This is a genomic window from Pedobacter foliorum, from assembly GCF_013266735.1.
Classification (GTDB): Bacteria; Bacteroidota; Bacteroidia; order Sphingobacteriales; family Sphingobacteriaceae; genus Pedobacter; species Pedobacter foliorum.
The window spans coordinates 345,783-364,482 of sequence record NZ_JABSNU010000002.1; the positions used below are offsets into that span (position 1 = coordinate 345,783).

At 36.3% G+C, this 18,700-nt stretch carries 17 protein-coding genes; 8 read left to right on the forward strand and 9 right to left on the reverse strand.

Annotated features, from left to right (window positions below):
• Position 1 precedes the first annotated feature (1 nt).
• The 3 genes from HQN83_RS05265 to HQN83_RS05275 all read left to right on the forward strand — a co-directional run bounded on the left by HQN83_RS05265 (position 2) and on the right by HQN83_RS05275 (position 3,940).
• A complete protein-coding gene (locus HQN83_RS05265) occupies positions 2-727 on the forward strand; it encodes a menaquinone biosynthetic enzyme MqnA/MqnD family protein (protein ID WP_173089288.1) in 726 nt (241 codons plus the stop codon).
• A gap of 86 nt (positions 728-813) precedes the next feature.
• On the forward strand, positions 814-3,423 hold the full coding sequence (gene mutS / locus HQN83_RS05270; protein WP_217277333.1) for a DNA mismatch repair protein MutS: 2,610 nt from the start codon (positions 814-816) through the stop codon (positions 3,421-3,423).
• Between the two features lie 4 nt (positions 3,424-3,427).
• On the forward strand, positions 3,428-3,940 hold the full coding sequence (locus HQN83_RS05275) for a C40 family peptidase (protein ID WP_173089289.1): 513 nt from the start codon (positions 3,428-3,430) through the stop codon (positions 3,938-3,940).
• Positions 3,941-4,056: 116 nt separating this feature from the next.
• Here HQN83_RS05275 and HQN83_RS05280 read toward each other — a convergent pair whose 3' ends face one another.
• Both HQN83_RS05280 and HQN83_RS05285 read right to left on the reverse strand, forming a co-directional pair.
• A complete protein-coding gene (locus tag HQN83_RS05280; protein ID WP_173089290.1) occupies positions 4,057-5,964 on the reverse strand; it encodes a DUF3857 domain-containing protein in 1,908 nt (635 codons plus the stop codon).
• Positions 5,965-7,941: a DUF3857 domain-containing protein gene (locus tag HQN83_RS05285; RefSeq protein WP_173089291.1), complete on the reverse strand. Its 1,977-nt coding sequence runs from the start codon at positions 7,939-7,941 to the stop codon at positions 5,965-5,967.
• Positions 7,942-8,093: 152 nt separating this feature from the next.
• Between HQN83_RS05285 and HQN83_RS05290 the strand changes: the two genes are divergently transcribed.
• Positions 8,094-9,098, forward strand: coding sequence for a 3'-5' exonuclease (locus HQN83_RS05290; protein ID WP_173089292.1), 1,005 nt, complete (start codon positions 8,094-8,096; stop codon positions 9,096-9,098).
• 46 nt (positions 9,099-9,144) lie between these two features.
• Here HQN83_RS05290 and queG read toward each other — a convergent pair whose 3' ends face one another.
• Positions 9,145-10,086 (reverse strand): tRNA epoxyqueuosine(34) reductase QueG, encoded by a 942-nt coding sequence (gene queG, locus HQN83_RS05295; protein WP_173089293.1) that lies wholly within the window; start codon positions 10,084-10,086, stop codon positions 9,145-9,147.
• Positions 10,087-10,162: 76 nt separating this feature from the next.
• On the opposite strand from queG, the gene HQN83_RS05300 reads away from it, so the two are divergent.
• Complete coding sequence (locus HQN83_RS05300; protein WP_173089294.1) at positions 10,163-10,372, forward strand: hypothetical protein; 210 nt, start codon at positions 10,163-10,165, stop codon at positions 10,370-10,372.
• A 13-nt stretch (positions 10,373-10,385) separates the two neighbouring features.
• Here HQN83_RS05300 and ruvB read toward each other — a convergent pair whose 3' ends face one another.
• The 3 genes from ruvB to pdxH form a co-directional block, all read right to left on the reverse strand.
• Entirely contained in the window at positions 10,386-11,408 is a 1,023-nt protein-coding gene (gene ruvB / locus HQN83_RS05305) for a Holliday junction branch migration DNA helicase RuvB (protein ID WP_173089295.1), read from the reverse strand.
• A gap of 189 nt (positions 11,409-11,597) precedes the next feature.
• Positions 11,598-12,485 (reverse strand): 3-hydroxybutyryl-CoA dehydrogenase, encoded by an 888-nt coding sequence (locus HQN83_RS05310; protein ID WP_173089296.1) that lies wholly within the window; start codon positions 12,483-12,485, stop codon positions 11,598-11,600.
• An 11-nt stretch (positions 12,486-12,496) separates the two neighbouring features.
• On the reverse strand, positions 12,497-13,147 hold the full coding sequence (pdxH, locus tag HQN83_RS05315) for a pyridoxamine 5'-phosphate oxidase (RefSeq protein WP_173089297.1): 651 nt from the start codon (positions 13,145-13,147) through the stop codon (positions 12,497-12,499).
• 47 nt (positions 13,148-13,194) lie between these two features.
• Between pdxH and HQN83_RS05320 the strand changes: the two genes are divergently transcribed.
• A complete protein-coding gene (locus HQN83_RS05320) occupies positions 13,195-13,758 on the forward strand; it encodes a YqgE/AlgH family protein (protein WP_173089298.1) in 564 nt (187 codons plus the stop codon).
• A 48-nt stretch (positions 13,759-13,806) separates the two neighbouring features.
• Complete coding sequence (locus tag HQN83_RS05325; RefSeq protein ID WP_173089299.1) at positions 13,807-14,925, forward strand: tetratricopeptide repeat protein; 1,119 nt, start codon at positions 13,807-13,809, stop codon at positions 14,923-14,925.
• Positions 14,926-15,006: 81 nt separating this feature from the next.
• Here HQN83_RS05325 and purE read toward each other — a convergent pair whose 3' ends face one another.
• Together purE and HQN83_RS05335 are read right to left on the reverse strand one after the other, a co-directional pair.
• Complete coding sequence (gene purE, locus HQN83_RS05330; RefSeq protein ID WP_173089300.1) at positions 15,007-15,495, reverse strand: 5-(carboxyamino)imidazole ribonucleotide mutase; 489 nt, start codon at positions 15,493-15,495, stop codon at positions 15,007-15,009.
• Positions 15,495-16,634: a 5-(carboxyamino)imidazole ribonucleotide synthase gene (locus tag HQN83_RS05335; RefSeq protein ID WP_173089301.1), complete on the reverse strand. Its 1,140-nt coding sequence runs from the start codon at positions 16,632-16,634 to the stop codon at positions 15,495-15,497. Before HQN83_RS05335 ends, purE begins: the two co-directional genes overlap by 1 nt.
• 17 nt (positions 16,635-16,651) lie before the next feature.
• Here HQN83_RS05335 and HQN83_RS05340 point away from each other — a divergent pair, with 17 nt between their 5' ends.
• Positions 16,652-17,884, forward strand: a complete 1,233-nt coding sequence (locus HQN83_RS05340) for a BaiN/RdsA family NAD(P)/FAD-dependent oxidoreductase (RefSeq protein WP_246254301.1) — start codon at positions 16,652-16,654, stop codon at positions 17,882-17,884.
• A 12-nt stretch (positions 17,885-17,896) separates the two neighbouring features.
• Here the strand turns inward: HQN83_RS05340 and HQN83_RS05345 are convergent, their stop codons facing one another.
• Complete coding sequence (locus HQN83_RS05345) at positions 17,897-18,679, reverse strand: leucyl/phenylalanyl-tRNA--protein transferase (RefSeq protein ID WP_173089302.1); 783 nt, start codon at positions 18,677-18,679, stop codon at positions 17,897-17,899.
• Between the last annotated feature and the right edge of the window lie 21 nt (positions 18,680-18,700).

Genomic DNA, 18,700 nt, shown 5'->3' on the forward strand with positions numbered 1-18,700 from the left:
ATTGAGTAATATTAAAATATCTGCAGTTTCCTATACAAATACTAAGCCCTTCATTTACGGAATTGAGCATTCGGAAATTTTAAGTAAGATAGATCTAAGTTTAGATATCCCATCAGATTGTGCAGCAAAATTAATTAATAATCAGGTTGATATAGGTTTAATTCCTGTGGCAGCTATACCATACGTGCCTAATGCCAATATTGTAGCAAACTATTGTATTGGTTCAGTTGGAGCAGTGAACTCGGTATTTATTTTTAGTGATGTTGCCATTTCAGAAATTAAAACCGTAAGGTTAGATAGCCATTCTCGTACCTCAAATAATCTTGCAAAAGTATTGTTGAAGTTTCACTGGAAACAAGATATCGAATTTACAACCGATATCAATGCTAAAACGGATGCTATAGTTTTAATAGGCGACAGAACTTTTGGTAAAAAAACTGATTATCAGTTTGCTTATGATATGGGAGAAGAATGGATGACCTTTACTGGCTTGCCGTTTGTTTACGCAGCATGGGTCGCCAATAAAACTATTCCTCAATCCTTTATTGATGAATTTAATAAAGCACTAGCCTTTGGCTTAGGTCACCGATCTGAATTATTAAAAGACTTACCTGTTCGCGATGATTTTGATTTAGACGATTATCTATTCCACAAACTCGATTTCGATCTCACAGATAAGAAAAGAGAAGCATTGGATTTATTCCTATCCTATATTGCTAAACTTTAAACCTATAAACATTTTTTAAATTTTCAACAAATCATAAAGCCTATATATCAAGATAGTATCTTTACGATTTTGTAAACAGAATCATTTTGGCTAAAGATAATACTAAAGAAACCCCGTTAATGCAGCAATACAATGCTATTAAAGCAAAGTATCCGGGCGCATTATTACTGTTTAGGGTTGGCGATTTCTATGAAACATTTGGCGAGGATGCAGTTAAAACATCACAGATATTAGGTATTGTACTTACCAGAAGAGGTACAGGCCCAAATGGTGCTTTAGAATTAGCGGGCTTCCCACATCATTCATTAGATAATTATCTTTCAAAGTTGGTTAGAGCAGGCCAAAGGGTGGCAATTTGCGACCAGTTGGAAGATCCTAAAACAACAAAAACAATTGTTAAAAGAGGTGTTACGGAATTGGTAACGCCTGGTGTAGCTTATAGCGATAACATCTTAAGCCAAAAATCTAACAATTATTTGGCCGCTGTTTATTTTGATAAAAATAGTATTGGTGTATCTTTTGCAGATATTTCGACAGGTGAATTTCTTGTTGCACAAGGAGATGTGGAATATATAGATAAACTTTTACAAGGCTTTAAGCCAAACGAAGTCGTTTTTCAGAAAAGTAAAAGAAAAGAATTTCTTGAGAATTTTGGCGACAAGTTTTATACTTTTCATTTAGACGATTGGGCATTTACCAGCGATTACGCAAATGAAATTTTAACCAAGCATTTTGAGGTAACCTCTTTAAAAGGATTTGGAGTTGATAAACTACAAACAGGGATTGTTGCTGCGGGAGTAGTTCTTCATTATTTGAACGAAACTGAGCATCGCAATTTAAAACACATTTCATCAATTTCTCGTTTAGAGGAAGAGAAGTTCGTATGGTTAGATCGTTTTACGATTAGAAACCTGGAGTTGGTTAGCTCTACAAACGATAATGCTGTTACGCTTTTTGAGGTACTTGATCAAACATCAACTCCAATGGGTGCCCGTTTGTTACACAAATGGATCATAATGCCTCTAAAGGAATTAAAACCTATTCAAGAGCGTTTAGGTGTTGTTGAATTTCTGATTAAAAAAGAATCTCTTTTAGATGAGTTTTTAACTCATATCAAGCAGATCGGTGATTTGGAAAGATTGATTTCCAAAGTAGGACTACAAAGAGTAGGGCCTCGAGAGCTTTGTCAGTTAAAAAAAGCATTATATCATATAGAATCTGTTAAAAAGATAGCTGAAGAGGTGAAAAACCCTTTCTTATCTGTTCTTGCAGATCAATTAAATCCATGTTTAACCATCAGAGAAAAACTCGAAAGAGAATTACAGCAAGATCCACCTGCTTTGTTAATCAAGGGGAATGTAATTGCTGATGGGATTGATGAAGACCTGGATAGGCTTAGAAAAATAGCCTTTGGAGGTAAAGATTACTTAGTTGAAATTCAAAAAAGAGAAGCAGCCATTACTGGTATACCTTCTTTAAAAATAGCTTTTAATAATGTTTTTGGATATTATTTAGAGGTTACCCATACGCATAAAGATAAAGTACCTGCAGACTGGATTAGAAAACAAACACTTGTAAGTGCTGAGCGATATATTACTCCTGAACTAAAGGAGTATGAAGAGCAGATACTTGGTGCCGAAGAAAAAATTCAGCAGATAGAAGTTCGCTTATACAATGAATTGGTATATCAGGTATCTGCATATATTAAGCAAATTCAATTAAATGCTTTTCAGATCGCACAACTAGATGTGTTGTTGTGCTTTGCTCAATTGGCGATTAAAAATCACTATGTAAAGCCTGAAATTACCACGGGAAAAGCTTTAGATATTAAAGGTGGAAGACACCCGGTAATTGAAAAAAGGTTACCTGTAGGAGAAGAATACATCACCAATGATGTGTTCTTAGATAATGATACTCAGCAGATCATTATCATTACTGGTCCCAACATGTCGGGTAAGTCCGCTATATTAAGACAAACAGGGCTAATTGTATTAATGGCTCAAATGGGCTGTTTTGTGCCGGCTAAAGCTGCGAGTATTGGGTTAATTGATAAGATCTTTACAAGGGTAGGTGCTTCTGATAACCTTTCCTCTGGAGAGAGTACATTCATGGTAGAAATGAATGAAACGGCCAGTATCCTAAACAACATTTCGGATAACAGCTTAATTCTCCTTGATGAAATTGGTAGAGGAACAAGTACATACGACGGTATTTCAATAGCTTGGGCAATTGCAGAGTTTTTGCATACGCATCCAACCGCACGACCAAAAACATTATTTGCCACTCACTATCATGAATTAAATGAGCTGGAAAATACCATGAGCCGCATTAGAAACTTTAATGTATCCATTAAAGAGGTCTCAAATAAGGTGATTTTCTTACGTAAATTAGTGCCGGGTGGCAGTGAGCACAGTTTTGGTATTCATGTTGCTAAAATGGCCGGTATGCCTGCTAAACTGATCAACAGGGCAAATGAGATTCTTAAAAAGCTTGAAATAGACAGAACAGAAGGTCAAAGTATTAAAGACAGCATTAAAAAGGTTCAAAATCAGGCTTATCAGTTACAAATGTTTGCCATTGATGATCCTGTTTTAGTAAAAATAAGAGATACGCTTAACAACCTTGATGTAAATATACTTACCCCGGTTGAGGCGCTCTTAAAGCTTGATGAGATACAAAGAATAATTAAACAATAAGGCTATGATAATTTTGAAACTACAGAAGAACAATATTAAAGGCATACTTTTTATACTTATGTTAATTGTGTTGTCTTCATGTGGTTCAAGAAAACCAACTGTAAGCCCTAATTCAGCTTCTAAGGTAGCTTATGCCATGTCGCATTTAAAGAGCAAGCAATTGTACCGATTTATTAATGACTGGACAGGGGTAAGGTATCGTCTTGGAGGATTGGATAAGGGTGGAATTGACTGCTCAGGTTTTGCTTTTTTATTACAAAAGGATATTTATGGTATTAGCCTGCCAAGAAGATCACGCGATCAAGCAACAACAATTAAAGAAAAGAGCATTAGCCAATTAAAAGAAGGAGACCTTATCTTTTTCTCTTTTGGTGGCGGTGCAGTTGATCATGTTGGCATATATCTCAATGATACTTTTTTTGTTCATGCTTCTACAACCAGAGGTGTAGTAGTTGATGATTTAAGTTTACCTGCTTATCAAAAAGCAATGGTTAAAGCAGGCTCTTTTAAAAACTAAACAATGTCAGAACAACAAGATTCCTTCTGGAACAAATACAAGCGCTTTGCAACAACCGAAATATTAATGTATTTGATTATGGTTATCGGAATAGCGTTAGGCATTATTTTTCTAAGCTAGTCTGTTTTAAAAACTACTTTGCCATTATCAGAACTGCTTACATCACTAAAAAAGCGCATAAAGTTTTCATACGTATCAGCAGGATATGTTCCGTTATTTAGTACGAACTTCCTGTTGTAGGTTAGTTTTTTACCTTCCATTTTTACTTTTATAGTATAACTCCCAAAAGGTGACTTAATTTCTCGGTCTTCAGGTTTTGCTTCTATGCTATATCCATCGGGGACATTGTAAACTATCTCATCTTCATCAGTAAACCCCCTGTTTACATATACGGGTAGTGTTCTATTTCTAACTTCAGGAATTGAATTTGTTTTATTGAAAGCATTAAGAACCATATAAATTCGGTTATTGGTGCGGGGGGCATATTTCTGAATAGTGAAATCTAATGATTCTGATGTTACCGGGTTACTGTCTTTTTTTTGAGTGAGTTTAAGATTACTGAAGTCTATATTATCGATATCGTATTCTTCCTTTAGCAGCTTCAATTGTTCAGATGTAGGTTTGCCAATAATACGGCGGTAATTATCATATTGAGAACCACTAAAGTTCGTTTGAAGCTTACCATTGATATTTCCATCCTTATCCAGATTAAGTTCCGCTTTGCGTTTTAATAAGCTGGCGGCGGTAGTTAATACTGGCGTTTTTAGCAGTTTTCCTCCTTCTTCTGTGCAGGCTAGCACAATACGGTCATCAGTAAAGCTACCTAAATAACCAAACGGGCTGTCCTGACTGGTACATTCTAACCAAGTTGTGTCATTTTTAAGTGGTACACATAAAATAATATGATTACCCTGGTCCATACTTGCAAAATCCACATCCATACTTTTTTTATAGCTATCGCCATATACAACGCAATAAAGACTGTTTATGCCCACAGCCTTTAACAAACTCTGTGTGTAGTTTACAAGTGCTTTACAATCGCCATAAGAAACACGGTGTACTTCTGAAGCTTCAAAAGGTTGAAAACCACCTATACCAATTTGTACACTGATATATCTTGTTTTCTTTTGAACATATTCATAAATCTTTTTTGCCTTCTCTTTATCAGTATCTAATCCTTTTACCAGATCGTTCATTTCTTGAATGATGTCAGGAGAAAGCGTTTGCCTGGTTTTTACAAGATCATCATAAACCCACTTACCTAATTCCTGCCAATTGCTGTAATTTCCTTTATGCCCGTAATAAGTAAATTGCTCTGGCGCTATTTTTACGTAGGTAAGGTAATTGTCCGGATCTGGTGCGTAAGGTTCGCGCTTAAGTGCACTTAGGTTATTTACTTTCCAGGTCCGACTAGTTAATTTATCTGTTTTTTCTACTTCAGGACTACCTTTATAATTATACTCCTTTACACGTATTTTATCATCAGGTTTCGAAATAAACGTATAAGTGTTTTTCTCAACAGAAACATCAGAGTAGGGGGTGGCATACCAATCGGGAATAATAAGGTTTTGTTTATACCTTATTTCATACTCGTAGATAATGGTATATGGATAGGCTAAAACATTTGGAACATATTTTTTAATCCGTGCATCTTCAAATAGAGAAAAGTCATTTGCAGCACTTTCATCCAGGAAATTGCTTAATGAGAATTTACCTGTTGGTTTTCCGAAAGCATCCATAATAATACCTTTAGCACTTTTAATGGAGGTAGCCTTGTTATAGAAAATATACAGGCCTGCAGCTTGCTCTCCATTTTTATTCAGAATTGTAACTGCTTTTTTAACATTAAGGATTACATTTTCCGGAGCACGCATGTCAACAGTAGTCTCCATATTTCTGATTACGGCATTGGCTCTGCTTTTTAATGCAGAAGGAATGTTTTCAACGTTATAATCAGGCTGTTCCTGTGTATATCCATTAAAAGCAGCAGCAATCAAAATCAGTACTAATAATCTCTTTAGCATTTACTTGGTTTTTTTAAATACAATATCGGTTTTTTGTACTTGTATAATTCGGCTATAAAACTCCTTGAGCGATAAATAATCCTCAGAATCGTAAATAGGTTTGTTAAACTGGAGCACTTGATTGAAGATAAACGAATCATCTTGCATTGCTGTTGAAGTCAGGTACTTACCACCATTGTCTGCAAGGGCTAGAGACATATCTTTTGGCTTATCTGCAACACTAATATTGGCCGGGAGTTTAATGATCATTGAAATTCTTTCTTCATTTGCTGCCCCTAAGTCCACCGGATAAGTTCTTTCATTTAAATTGAAAGGATTTTTACTGATACGGTCAATAAAGAAGGGGTTGAAGTACGATTGGTCAGCATTTAAATTGTCGAATACCTTCATCTCAATTTCATATATTTCAACAAGCTGGTTATCTAAACTATCCACATTTTCTATAGAGTGTTTAAGTATGCTAATTCCAGGCATTTGCTCGTCTAATTTCTCCACATATTCATCAACAGAGTTGGCAGCTACTATACGTTGGCGCTTTTTAAGCGCGGCATATCCCGATGAATAAGTAGTTAATTTACCTTTTAGCTTCCCATCACTGGTTAATTCACCATCCAAAATATACTTTGTCGACTCCTTTTGACTGGCTTTTAAATCATACCAATAAGAAGGCTTTTTCAAATTTATAACCCTGCCATTTCCATTTATACACTGCAATGGCAATAAGCCAAAAGGTAATAGCGGTTGAGATGCATCAAGTAAGTAACTTTGATCGCCGATGTTTACTTTAGCAACCACATAATCAAAATCACTGATCACGGGATATAAATTATTAACTACTCCATTTGCCCTGGTTGATAGTATTACGGCTTCAGCATCCAGATTTGCAGCACTCAATGCTGCAATTAAAGCAAGGTTAATATCTCCGGTATTTCCTGAATGTTTTTCTAAGGCAGTTTTAATATTAGTTTCACTGTACATACCAATAAAACCATTCATTTTTATGTTCTTTCCAATGTAAGTGTAAATTGCTTTTGCTTTACTAAGGTCATCACTGGCATTTCCTATTATCTGCGGAAGAAGCTCTTTGAAAACATCTTTCCTCTTCATTTGATCCCCGAATGCTTTTTCCGATACTAGTTCATAATCAACGTCTTTCCAGGTTTTAGTGATACTTTTTTTACCCCCATTCATTAACACATAGTCAGAAAGTTCATAGTAAATAGCTGATTTGAAGTTGCTTGGGGCGGTCATATAATCTTCTTCAATCAAAGCCGGAACATCTTTCATGATGTAAGTCATTTTTGAGCAGTCAATTTTAGTTCCATTAATACTAAGGCATTCTCTCTTTAATTCAGCATTTTGCTTGGCAAATTTTTGCACTCCTCTTAATGAAACATTGTAGTTGTACATCGCAGGAATATTGGCTATATATTCACTGTGTAGTTTTGGTATATCAGATTGAAACTCCCAGGTTTTGAAATTGAAAACGCTTGGTAAGCTCATACGATAGCTATACTCTATAATACTTCCATCCATCAGGTTGGGCATGGTAAACTTTGTAAGCGAAACGTATTTGTTCCTTTTCTCAGTAAATACCTTTTTCTTATCAAGCTCTGTAGTAACCAATTTTCCGTCTGTAAAGTTGATTGTTGTGGCTTTTAACTCTTTAATTTCATCTTCACCATCACGGTATATCCTTAAAGGAATCACAATATTTCCATGATTAAAACCTTCTTTATTGAAAATTTTAATACGTACGTGGTATTCAAAATCGATGTAAGTTTTTCCAGTGGCATTATCAAGTTGTACTGAAGCAGTTCCAAATTCTTTGATTACCATGGCATTGGCAGTGCTATCTAGACGGGTATTTTTTAGTTCAACATCACTTCCGGTAATTTTGCCGTATTCAAAGTCCTGTGCGTGTAGGTAGGCGGTCGAAAAAAACGTTAAAAGAAAGGTAATACAAAAGAGTTTCATACTGGAGCGATATTGTTATATAAGATTGATTTAGCAAAGGAAATAAAAATATACATTAAAACCATTTGTTTCTGAATTTAGCGGATTGTCAAATTAAGTTAAGGATTAATGGATGATTTTTACGACTTTTGAAAAGCTACAAAATGTTAAAAATGAAATTAAATTTAAATCGTCCGCTTGCTTTTTTTGATCTAGAAACTACAGGAATTAATGTTGGTGCTGATCGTATCGTAGAAATTGCAATACTAAAAGCTATGCCAGATGGCTCAGAACAGATTAAAACTTTACGTATTAATCCTGAAATGCCAATACCACTACAGTCATCATTAATTCACGGAATTTATGATAAGGATATCGCTAATGAGCCAACATTTAAAGATGTAGCACAAGAACTTGCTGATTTTATTGGCGATGCTGATTTAGCCGGATACAACTCTAACAGATTTGATATTCCTGTTTTGCTTGAAGAGTTTTTAAGAGCAGGTGTAGATTTTGATATGAACGATAGAAAGTTTGTTGATGTTCAGAATGTATTCCATCAAATGGAACAACGTACATTACGCGCTGCATATAAGTTCTATTGTGATAAAGATATCGTTAACGCGCATTCAGCAGAGGCTGATATTACAGCTACTTATCATGTTTTATTAGCTCAGATTGAACGTTATAAAGATACCGAGTTCGAAGATAAGCAAGGTAATATATCAAAACCAGTACAGAATGATGTAGAGGCTTTGCATACTTTTACCAATATGAATAAACCTGTTGATTTTGCCGGCAGAATGGTTTTTAATGAAAATGATGAAGAAACTTTCAATTTCGGAAAACATAAAGGTAAAACAGTAGAACAGGTTTTTGATATTGAGCCAAGTTACTATGCCTGGATGAAGCAAGGTGACTTTCCTTTATACACCAAGAAAAAGTTAGGTGAAATATGGGATAGATGGAACAAAAAAAAAGAAAAATTAAAGATTGAAAAACAACAGCAAGGTCAGCAGGCTCAGGCTCCTAAACAAGCCCAACCCAATGTAGCTAGTAAGCCTACTACTCCAAATCAGGCTAGACCCGTATTTAAACCTCAGCCAAAAAAGGAAAAACCTGCAGTTGATGTTACAAATGATATGTTGGAACAGTTAAAAATGAAGTTCGGAAAATAGTCGAGAGACCCGAATAATATAAGTTATTTAGAACTACCCGGATTAATTATTCGGGTAGTTTTTTTATGAAATCTATATTCCTTGTAAGCCCTTTGAATTTAGTTCTTTTAACTGCCGAGTTTTTGAATATGCTTTTAAAAACATCCTCTGTGATGTCCAGCCAGTCTTCACGTTTCATGTTTAGCAGGTTCTCATTAGGCTGAAACTTCGGCTCAGTATTGGGTACAGAAAACCTGTTCCATGGGCATACATCCTGACAAATATCACATCCAAACATCCAGTTCTCCATTTTATCATTAAACGTTTTTGGTATTTCGTCTCTCAACTCAATGGTTAAGTAAGAAATACATTTCTTCGCATCAATAATAAATGGCGATAATATAGCATCAGTAGGACAGGCATCTATACATTTAGTGCATGTACCACAATGGTCTGTTTCAAAAGCATTATCATATTCCAGTTCTAAATCCACAATAAGTTCAGCCAGAAAGAAGAATGATCCGCTTTTTTTACTAATCAGGTTGCTGTTTTTTCCAATCCATCCAATACCGGCACGTTTTGCCCATGCACGATCCAAAACAGGGGCGGAGTCTACAAAAGCTCGACCACTAACCTCACCAATCTCTTCTGAAATAAAATTAAGCAGTTGAAACAGCTTATCCTTGATCACCAAATGGTAGTCGGTACCATAAGCATATTTGGATATTTTTGGCGCATTAGGGTCAGTCTGTTGCGCTTCAGGGAAATAGTTCAGTGTTAATGATATTACGGATTTTGAATCATCAACCAGTAACCGGGGATCTAAACGTTTATCAAAGTGATTTTCCATGTAAGCCATTTCCCCATGGTAATTATTGTTAAGCCACTTTTCGAGCCTTGGTGCTTCATCTTCAAGGAATTCAGCTTTGGCAATACCGCATTGCATGAAGCCTAATCGGAGGGCTTCATCCTTAATCATTTTGCTGTATTTTGCCGAATTACTGTTCATGAAATGCAAAGATAACCTTTGCTTATCAAACCTTTAAGGTCTTTAATTGTTTATTAAGTAACTAAAACTTACTGTTATGGATAATGAAGATGTTAAACACTCGCAAGAGCCGCTAAAACCTCATAAGCCAGTAGAGACGAATTATTCAAAGCATCAGGATGATCCGGGACCATCACGTCAGGCAGTAGATGAATATGATAAAAACGGAGCCGCTCCGGTATTAAAATGGATAATTCCCATCCTTGTTGTTGCTTTGTTGATCTATTGGCTGTTTTTTAAAGGCTAATGAAGTAAGATGATTAAAATAGTTTACCTGTTTGACCAGGGAAATTTCTTTTCAAATGCTTATACGCAGCTTCCGTAGCTTCGCGACCACGAGAGGTACGCATTAGAAAACCTTCTTGTATAAGGAAAGGTTCATAAACCTCCTCAATCGTTCCTTCATCATCACCCACTGCGGTAGCAATTGTTTTTAAGCCAACAGGGCCACCTTTAAACTTATCAATAATGGTGGTTAGGATTTTATTATCCATTTCGTCCAAACCATGCTCATCAACATTTAAAGCATTAAGTGCATAGCGGGCAATTTCTGTGTCAATCTTGCCATTTCCTTTTATTTGAGCAAAATCTCTTGTACGTCTTAATAGTGCATTGGCAATACGAGGGGTACCGCGACTTCTCCTTGCTATTTCATATGCACCTTCTTCAGTAATTGGAGTGTTTAGTATATCTGATGATCTTAAAACAATCGTCGTAAGTAATTTAGCATCATAATAGGCTAGTCTTGAGTTAATCCCAAACCTTGCTCTTAAAGGTGCTGTTAATAAGCCCGAACGGGTTGTTGCACCCACTAGTGTAAATGGATTCAGACTAATTTGTACTGAACGGGCATTAGGTCCGCTTTCCAGCATGATATCAATCTTAAAATCCTCCATTGCAGAATATAAATACTCTTCTACAAGTGGACTTAATCTGTGTATCTCATCAATAAATAGAATATCTCCCGTATCCAGATTAGTAAGTAATCCTGCAAGATCGCCTGGTTTATCTAAAACAGGGCCTGAAGTTATCTTTATTCCTACACCCATTTCATTTGCAATGATGTGCGAAAGTGTAGTTTTGCCTAAACCCGGAGGGCCGTGTAATAAAACATGATCTAATGGTTCTCCTCTTAACTTTGCAGCTTTTACAAAGATTTTAAGGTTCTCCATGATTTTCTCTTGCCCCGTAAAGTCCTCAAAAGCTTGTGGACGCAGCACTTTCTCTATATCACGTTCAATAGGAGTTAGGCTTTCAGAAGAAGGATCAAGGTTTTCGTTCATTTATTTTAGTGCTTAATTCCTTTCTCTTCCAAGATCCTGAAATAAATTCAGGATGGCGATTCGGATGAGTCAAGGTGATGACTTGCTTAAGTCAGTATAACATGGCGTTCAGGTACAAATAATGCAGTATACTTAAACCATCTAATACAGTATACTTAAACCATTCAAAAGTACTGTTAAAAATTAGAATTATAAAAACTTAGCTGCAACTTTGGCTTCTTTAACACCATTGGCATAATTATAAAAACCTTCACCAGATTTTATTCCTTTGTTACCTGCAGTAACCATATTTACCAATAGGGGGCATGGAGCATATTTAGGGTTTCCAAATCCATCGTGTAATACACGTAAAATGGCCAAACAAACATCTAAACCTATAAAATCCGCAAGTTGCAAAGGTCCCATTGGATGTGCCATTCCTAGTTTCATTACGGTATCTATTTCTTCAACACCTGCAACATTTTCATAAAGCGTGTAAATCGCCTCATTGATCATGGGCATCAATATACGGTTGGCTACAAAGCCAGGATAATCATTTACTTCTACAGGAGCTTTTTCAAGCTGCTTAGACAGGGCCATTACAGTGGCAGTTGTCTCATCACTTGTGGCATAACCACGAATCACTTCAACCAGTTTCATTACCGGTACAGGATTCATAAAATGCATTCCAATAACTTTATCGCCACGGTTAGTAACTGAGGCTATTTTGGTAATAGAAATAGAAGAAGTATTACTTGCTAAAATGGTTTGAGGCTTGGCAAATGCATCCAAATCCTTAAATATCTTCAGTTTTAGGTCGAGGTTTTCGGTAGCAGCTTCAACAATCAAATCTGCGCTAGCAACACCGGTTTGCATATCAGTAAACACAGTGATATTTTTAAGCGTTTCTGCTTTTTGCATCTCCGTGATGGCCCCTTTTGTAACCTGGCGATCAAGGTTTTTACTGATCGTGTTTATTGCCTTTTCAAGAGCTTCCTTGTTAATGTCCACAAGGTTTACTTGATGTCCGAATTGCGCAAAAGTATGTGCAATACCGTTGCCCATAGTACCTGAGCCTATTACCGAGATGTTTTTCATTTACAGTTTTTTTACGGCGCTAATCTATTGATAATCCATGAACCATCCACAAAATCGTAAACAATTCTGTCATGAAGTCTGCTAGGTCTGCCTTGCCAGAATTCTATATGAGTTGGTTCAACCAAATATCCTCCCCAATGTAACGGACGCGGGATTTCCTGACCTTCATATTGGGTAGTAAGTTCCTCAACTTTACGCTCCAAAGATTCTCTGCCGCTAATTACCTTGCTTTGTGGAGATGCAGTTGCACCAATTTGACTTCCTATTGGACGAGAATGAAAATAATCGGACGAAGCCTGTTCACTAACCTTACTTACCATCCCCTCAATACGTACCTGTCGCTCTAATTCAGGCCAAAAGAAAACCAATGCTGCTTGAGGGTTCTCAACTATATCTACACCTTTTTTACTTTCATAATTGGTATAGAATACAAAACCATCCTCGTCAATATCCTTCAGTAATACAATTCTTGCCGATGGCTTTCCAAACCTGTCACAAGTGGCAAGAGTCATCACATTTGGTTCATATAACTGTGCATCCACAGCATCTTTAAACCACTTTTTAAATTGAAGAATTGGATTAGCATTTACGTCATTTTCAGAAAGACTTGCAGAACGATAATCTTGGCGTAGGTTTTGTATATTTTCTTTAGTAAGGTTCATACACAAAAATAGGGTTAGTTTAGTTAATTTTGTTTTAAATTTCTAAAATGTTAAGTCGCTTAGAGCCATCTGTAGGTAAATTATTAATTTCTGAACCATTTTTAATGGATCCCAATTTTAGACGTTCTGTAGTTTTAATTACAGAGCATCAGGAAGAGGGAACGGTCGGTTTTATATTGAACCAAAAAAGTGCGCTTCTATTAAGCGATTTGATTCCAGAACTGGAAAACGCGGACTTCCCGGTGTACATCGGTGGCCCTGTTGGAACTGATACAGTCCATTTTCTTCATCGCTGTTATGATAAATTAAATGATGGAGAAGAAATAGCCAAAGGCGTTTATTGGGGAGGTAACTTTGAAGCCTTAAAAATTCTGATTACCAGTAAAATTATTGACCCAAGCGAGATAAAGTTTTTTATTGGTTATTCAGGTTGGGGAGTAGAGCAACTTAAAGAAGAGCTTAAAGAAAACACCTGGATAGTATCAGATAGTTACCATGCTGATGTTGTTTTTTCAAATGATGAGGAAGATTTGTGGAGAGAAGTAATCATTAACCTTGGCCCAAAATATGCGCACGTTAGTAATTTTCCAAGTAATCCTAATTTGAATTAGATAATTGTAATTAGTATTTAGATATTAGTGCTAATATCTAAATACTTTATGAAACCAATCTTGCTCTCCATCGTTTTAGTTTTTTGTTTATTTTTTGCTGCTCTGGCTCAATCTTCTAATGACTATTATAAAAAGGGAATGGCGAAGCTGGAAGTAGAAGATTATGCAGGGGCTATAGTAGATTTTACAAAATCTCTCGAATTAGATTCGATTGATTCAGATACTTATCTCTATCGTGCCAAAGCAAAGCATTTTATGGAGAATTATAAGGGGGCGATTGAAGATCTTGATCAGGCTATTAAAATCTCTCCCAAACATTATGATGCTTATTGTTGTCGATCCTTTTCCAAGTTTTCGTCAAAGGATTATATTGGAGCGATAAAGGATGCTAACATCGCTGTTGAAATCGATCCTGGAAGTATTAAAGCATATGAAGCCCGTGCAATGAGCAGTAGAGAAATTAATGATCATAGTTCAGTCATTGGTGATTATACTTCTATTATTGAGCTGAACCCAAAAGATTCAAGTAATTATACTTTTCGTGGGTATTCTAAAATGGATTTGAAAAACTATGAAGGTGCTATTGAAGACCTTACTAAAGCTATTGAACTTGGTGATAGCTGTAGCCTTAATTATGAAAATCGCTTACAAGCTTACCTTGAACTTAGGGATTATCAGGCTGCAAAACAGGATTTGAATAAGCTTATTAAACTTAATCCGGCAGATGAATGGAATTATAAAAAGCTTGGGGATATTGATAGAGAACTTAAAGATTTCGCTTCAGGGATCAAAAACTATAGTAAGGCCATAGCACTTAATCCATTTTTAGCTGACATTTATAGAGATAGGAGCGTAATGTATTCGAGTAGCAAGAAGTTCATGGAGGCTTTATCTGATTGTAATCAAGCCATCAGGTTAAATCCAAAATTTATAGATGCATACGTAACTCGAGCACTTATAAAAACCATACTTAATGATTTTAAGGGTGCGATGCTTGATATAAATAAGGGGATTGAGCTTGATCCAAAATCCGGTAAAGGATATTATTATCGAGGGATGATCAAACTAGATCTTAAAGATAAAAAGAATGCCTGCGCCGATTTGACGAAAGCTAAATCATTAGGTTTTGAGGTGCTAGAGGCAGATTTCAAAAAGGCTTGTAACTAAACCCAAAGAATTCTTTTAAAAAAAGAAGAGATCCCGGCTTTAATCAAAATCTCTTCTTTTGCTAAAAACTTATGTTATATACTAACCTTCTAGTTCTGTAGCGCTTTCTTCAACTTTCTTTCTAAGCTCATCTTTGTAAGCTTGCATTTTAACAGCAAGACTTGCATCAGCTGTTGATAGTATCTGAACAGCAAGTAAACCTGCATTTTTTGCGGCATTAAGTGCAACAGTAGCAACAGGAATACCATTAGGCATTTGTAAAATTGAAAGGATAGAATCCCATCCGTCAATAGAGTTCGAAGATTTTACTGGAACTCCGATTACCGGTAAAACAGTAATAGAAGCTACCATTCCAGGTAAATGCGCTGCGCCACCGGCACCTGCGATAATCACTTTTAAACCACGATCAGCAGCCTGCTTTGCATAATCAAACATCCTTTCAGGAGTACGGTGAGCAGAAACAACTGTCATTTCGAATTCTACACCGAATTCTTTAAAAACATCAGCAGCATCCTTCATAATATGAAGATCAGATTTGCTGCCCATTATAATGCCAACTTGTACGCTCATTAGGAAATAACTTTTAATGTATGTTTAATATAATTTGCTTTTTCTATTGCACTTTCGCGGTTTTGGTCAACAACAGTAATGTGACCCATTTTACGGAAAGGCTTGGTATATTTTTTTCCGTACAAATGTACGTATACACCGTCAATCGCCATGATTTTTTCTAAACCATGGTATTTTGCTACTCCATTATGATTTTTTTCACCAAGTAGGTTAATCATTACCGCGTTGTTTATTGAACGGGTGTCACCTAATGGCAGGTTAAAGATAGCCCTTAAATGCTGCTCAAATTGAGAAACATAATTACCTTCAATGGTTTGATGACCACTATTATGAGGACGAGGGGCCAATTCATTTACTAAAATGCTACCATCTCTGGTAATGAACATTTCGACCGCCAATATTCCTGTGATATTTAGTGATGAAGCAATGCTTTTAGCAATAACTTCAGCTCTTTCCTGAACAGCTTCAGGATAAGTAGAAGGAGAAATCAGGAACTCAACCAGATTTGCCTCTGCATTGAACTCCATTTCAACCATTGGGAAGGTTTTCATATCCCCATTAGGGTTTCTTGCCACAATTACTGCAATTTCTTTCTCGAAATCTACAAGTTCTTCAATTAAACAAGGACCATCAAATGCATTTTCAACATCAGCTGCACTATTAATTTTCATTACCCCTTTGCCGTCGTAACCATCTTTGCGCTGTTTAAGCATATAAGGGAAAGGAATGTTGCTATTCAACATTTCCTCCTTACTGTTTACCAGTTGAAACGGAGCAGTAGGAATATCATTTTCTTTAAAAAACTGTTTTTGAACACCTTTATCCTGAATCAAACGGATTACCCTCGATTGTGGGTAAACATGTTTTCCTTCTTTTTCTAACTGTTCAAGGGCCTCTATATTTACTTTTTCTATTTCAATAGTAATGATGTCGGCTTTCTTTCCAAAATTATAAACGGTATCGAAATCAGTAATTGAGCCACATTCAAAGTAGTTAGCTATATGTTTACAAGGCGCGTCGTTGTCGGGATCTAAAATTAAAGTGGTTAAGTTATAATTGATAGCCTCTTGTATCAGCATTCTACCTAATTGTCCGCCTCCAAGTATGCCCAATTTTAAATCACTTATCTGTTTTGCCATATCAATATGAAAAAGTTATGCTTATTTTGCACAAAAATAACAATATAAACGGATTGATGGATGCAGATGCTATAATTATTGGAGCCGGAGCTTGTGGATTGATGTGTGCAGTACAGGCAGGATACCTCGGAAAAAAGGTTATTCTACTAGAAAAAAGCGATAAACCGGGGGCTAAAATCCTGATCTCTGGTGGCGGTAGGTGTAACTATACCAACCTGTTTGCCAGTGATGAACAGTTTATATCTAACAATAAACATTTCAGTAAATCGGCATTTACACAGTGGACTGTAGATGATACCATAAGTTTTTTTGAAACTTATGGCATTACAGGAAAAGAGAAAACTTTAGGTCAGCTTTTTCCGGACGGTAAAAATGCGAAAGATATTGTAGAAGTATTTACTACAATATGTGCCGATTTTGAACAGCAGATTATTTGCAATGCACAGGTATCGGAAATTGAAATTATTAACGATAACTCCTTTGAAATAAAATACGAAAAAGGAGGGAAGCAACGCATTCTAAGGGCTCCAAAGCTGGTAGTAGCTACTGGTGGATTGCCAATACCCAAAATGGGAGCCACAGATTTCGCACTTCGTTTTGCCAGAAAGCATGGCTTAAATATTATCGAAACTGCACCTGCTTTAGTTCCTTTAACCATTACTGGAAAGGACGAAGATTGGTACGCGCAGCTTTCAGGAAACAGTGTTTTTTGCGAAGTAAGTAATGATCGTATTGCTTTTGAAGAGAATATTTTGTTTACCCATTGGGGGTTAAGTGGCCCAGCCATTTTACAGATTTCTTCTTATTGGAGAAGGGGCGAAGAGATTAATATCGATTTGCTGCCGGGTAAAGATATTACAAGCCTTATTGAAGACGAGAGAAAGATGAACGGGAAATCTCTACTTTCTACCGTATTTAATAGGTTTTACCCTAAAAAACTTACTGATGCAATGAGTAAGTTTTTGCCGATAGAAAAGCAGGTAGCATCATTAACCAAGGTAGAATTGGAACTTATCCATAAAACCATACACTTATTTAAGGTAAAACCTGCCGGAGATAAGGGCTACGATAAAGCCGAGGTAATGAGGGGTGGTATTGATACTAATGAACTTTCCTCTAAAACATTGGAATGCAAAAACATACCTGGGTTGTACTTCGGTGGCGAATGTGTAGATGTAACCGGTTGGCTTGGTGGCTATAACTTCCAATGGGCATGGGCTAACGGATTTGTAATCGCCCAGAATTTGTAAACTGTCGGTTTCTTAAAATGTTAATTCAGGTACAGTTGCCGAGAATTTAGTGGGAGTAGAGATTGCTTCCATTAAACTTACCCTAAAATCATCCTTTTGAATATTAATCAGCCCGTATTGTGTAAACCACGAGTCTGCAGCTCCAGTTAGATGTAAAAGAAAGCCTTCATTTTTGAGCTTAACCAGTAAATAATAGAAGGCGATTTTGCTGGCATTATCCACCGTATGAAATAAGCTTAAAGAGGTGAAATATCCATTTATAGCAAGGCCTGTTACACCACCAACAAGAATGCCATTTTGGTATACCTCAACGCTATGTGCAATTCCCATTTTATGAAGCTCTAAGGCTGATTGTATAAATTCAGGAGTTAGCCAAACCCTGTTCTTTTTACCATTTGTACGGGAACAGCCAGTTATTGTTTCTTTAAAGTTGGTATTTACCTTTATTTGTAGTTGTGTTTCCGGTGGTAGTGTTTTTTCTTTTTTTAAGCGACGTAATAAATCCTTTTGTACTTTAAAATCCTGTATTGGGATAATTCCACGCCATTCCGGATCTTCCCATATGGAGTTTTTACCTCCATATAAATTAGGCAGGAGGTTTTTACCCTGTGAAAATCCTTGGAAAATAATAAAGGGTGTCAGTTCAAAGTGACCATAAGACCAAAGTATAGCATTGATCTTACCTCCGGATGTTTTTGTTAGTCCAAATTGAAAGAATCGCTGCAAAAGTCGCTTTGCCGATTGTCTAAAATTCTCTGGAATAACGGCTGCGATTTGTTTTGGTAGTATCCCCATAACCGTTCATTTATAATAAAT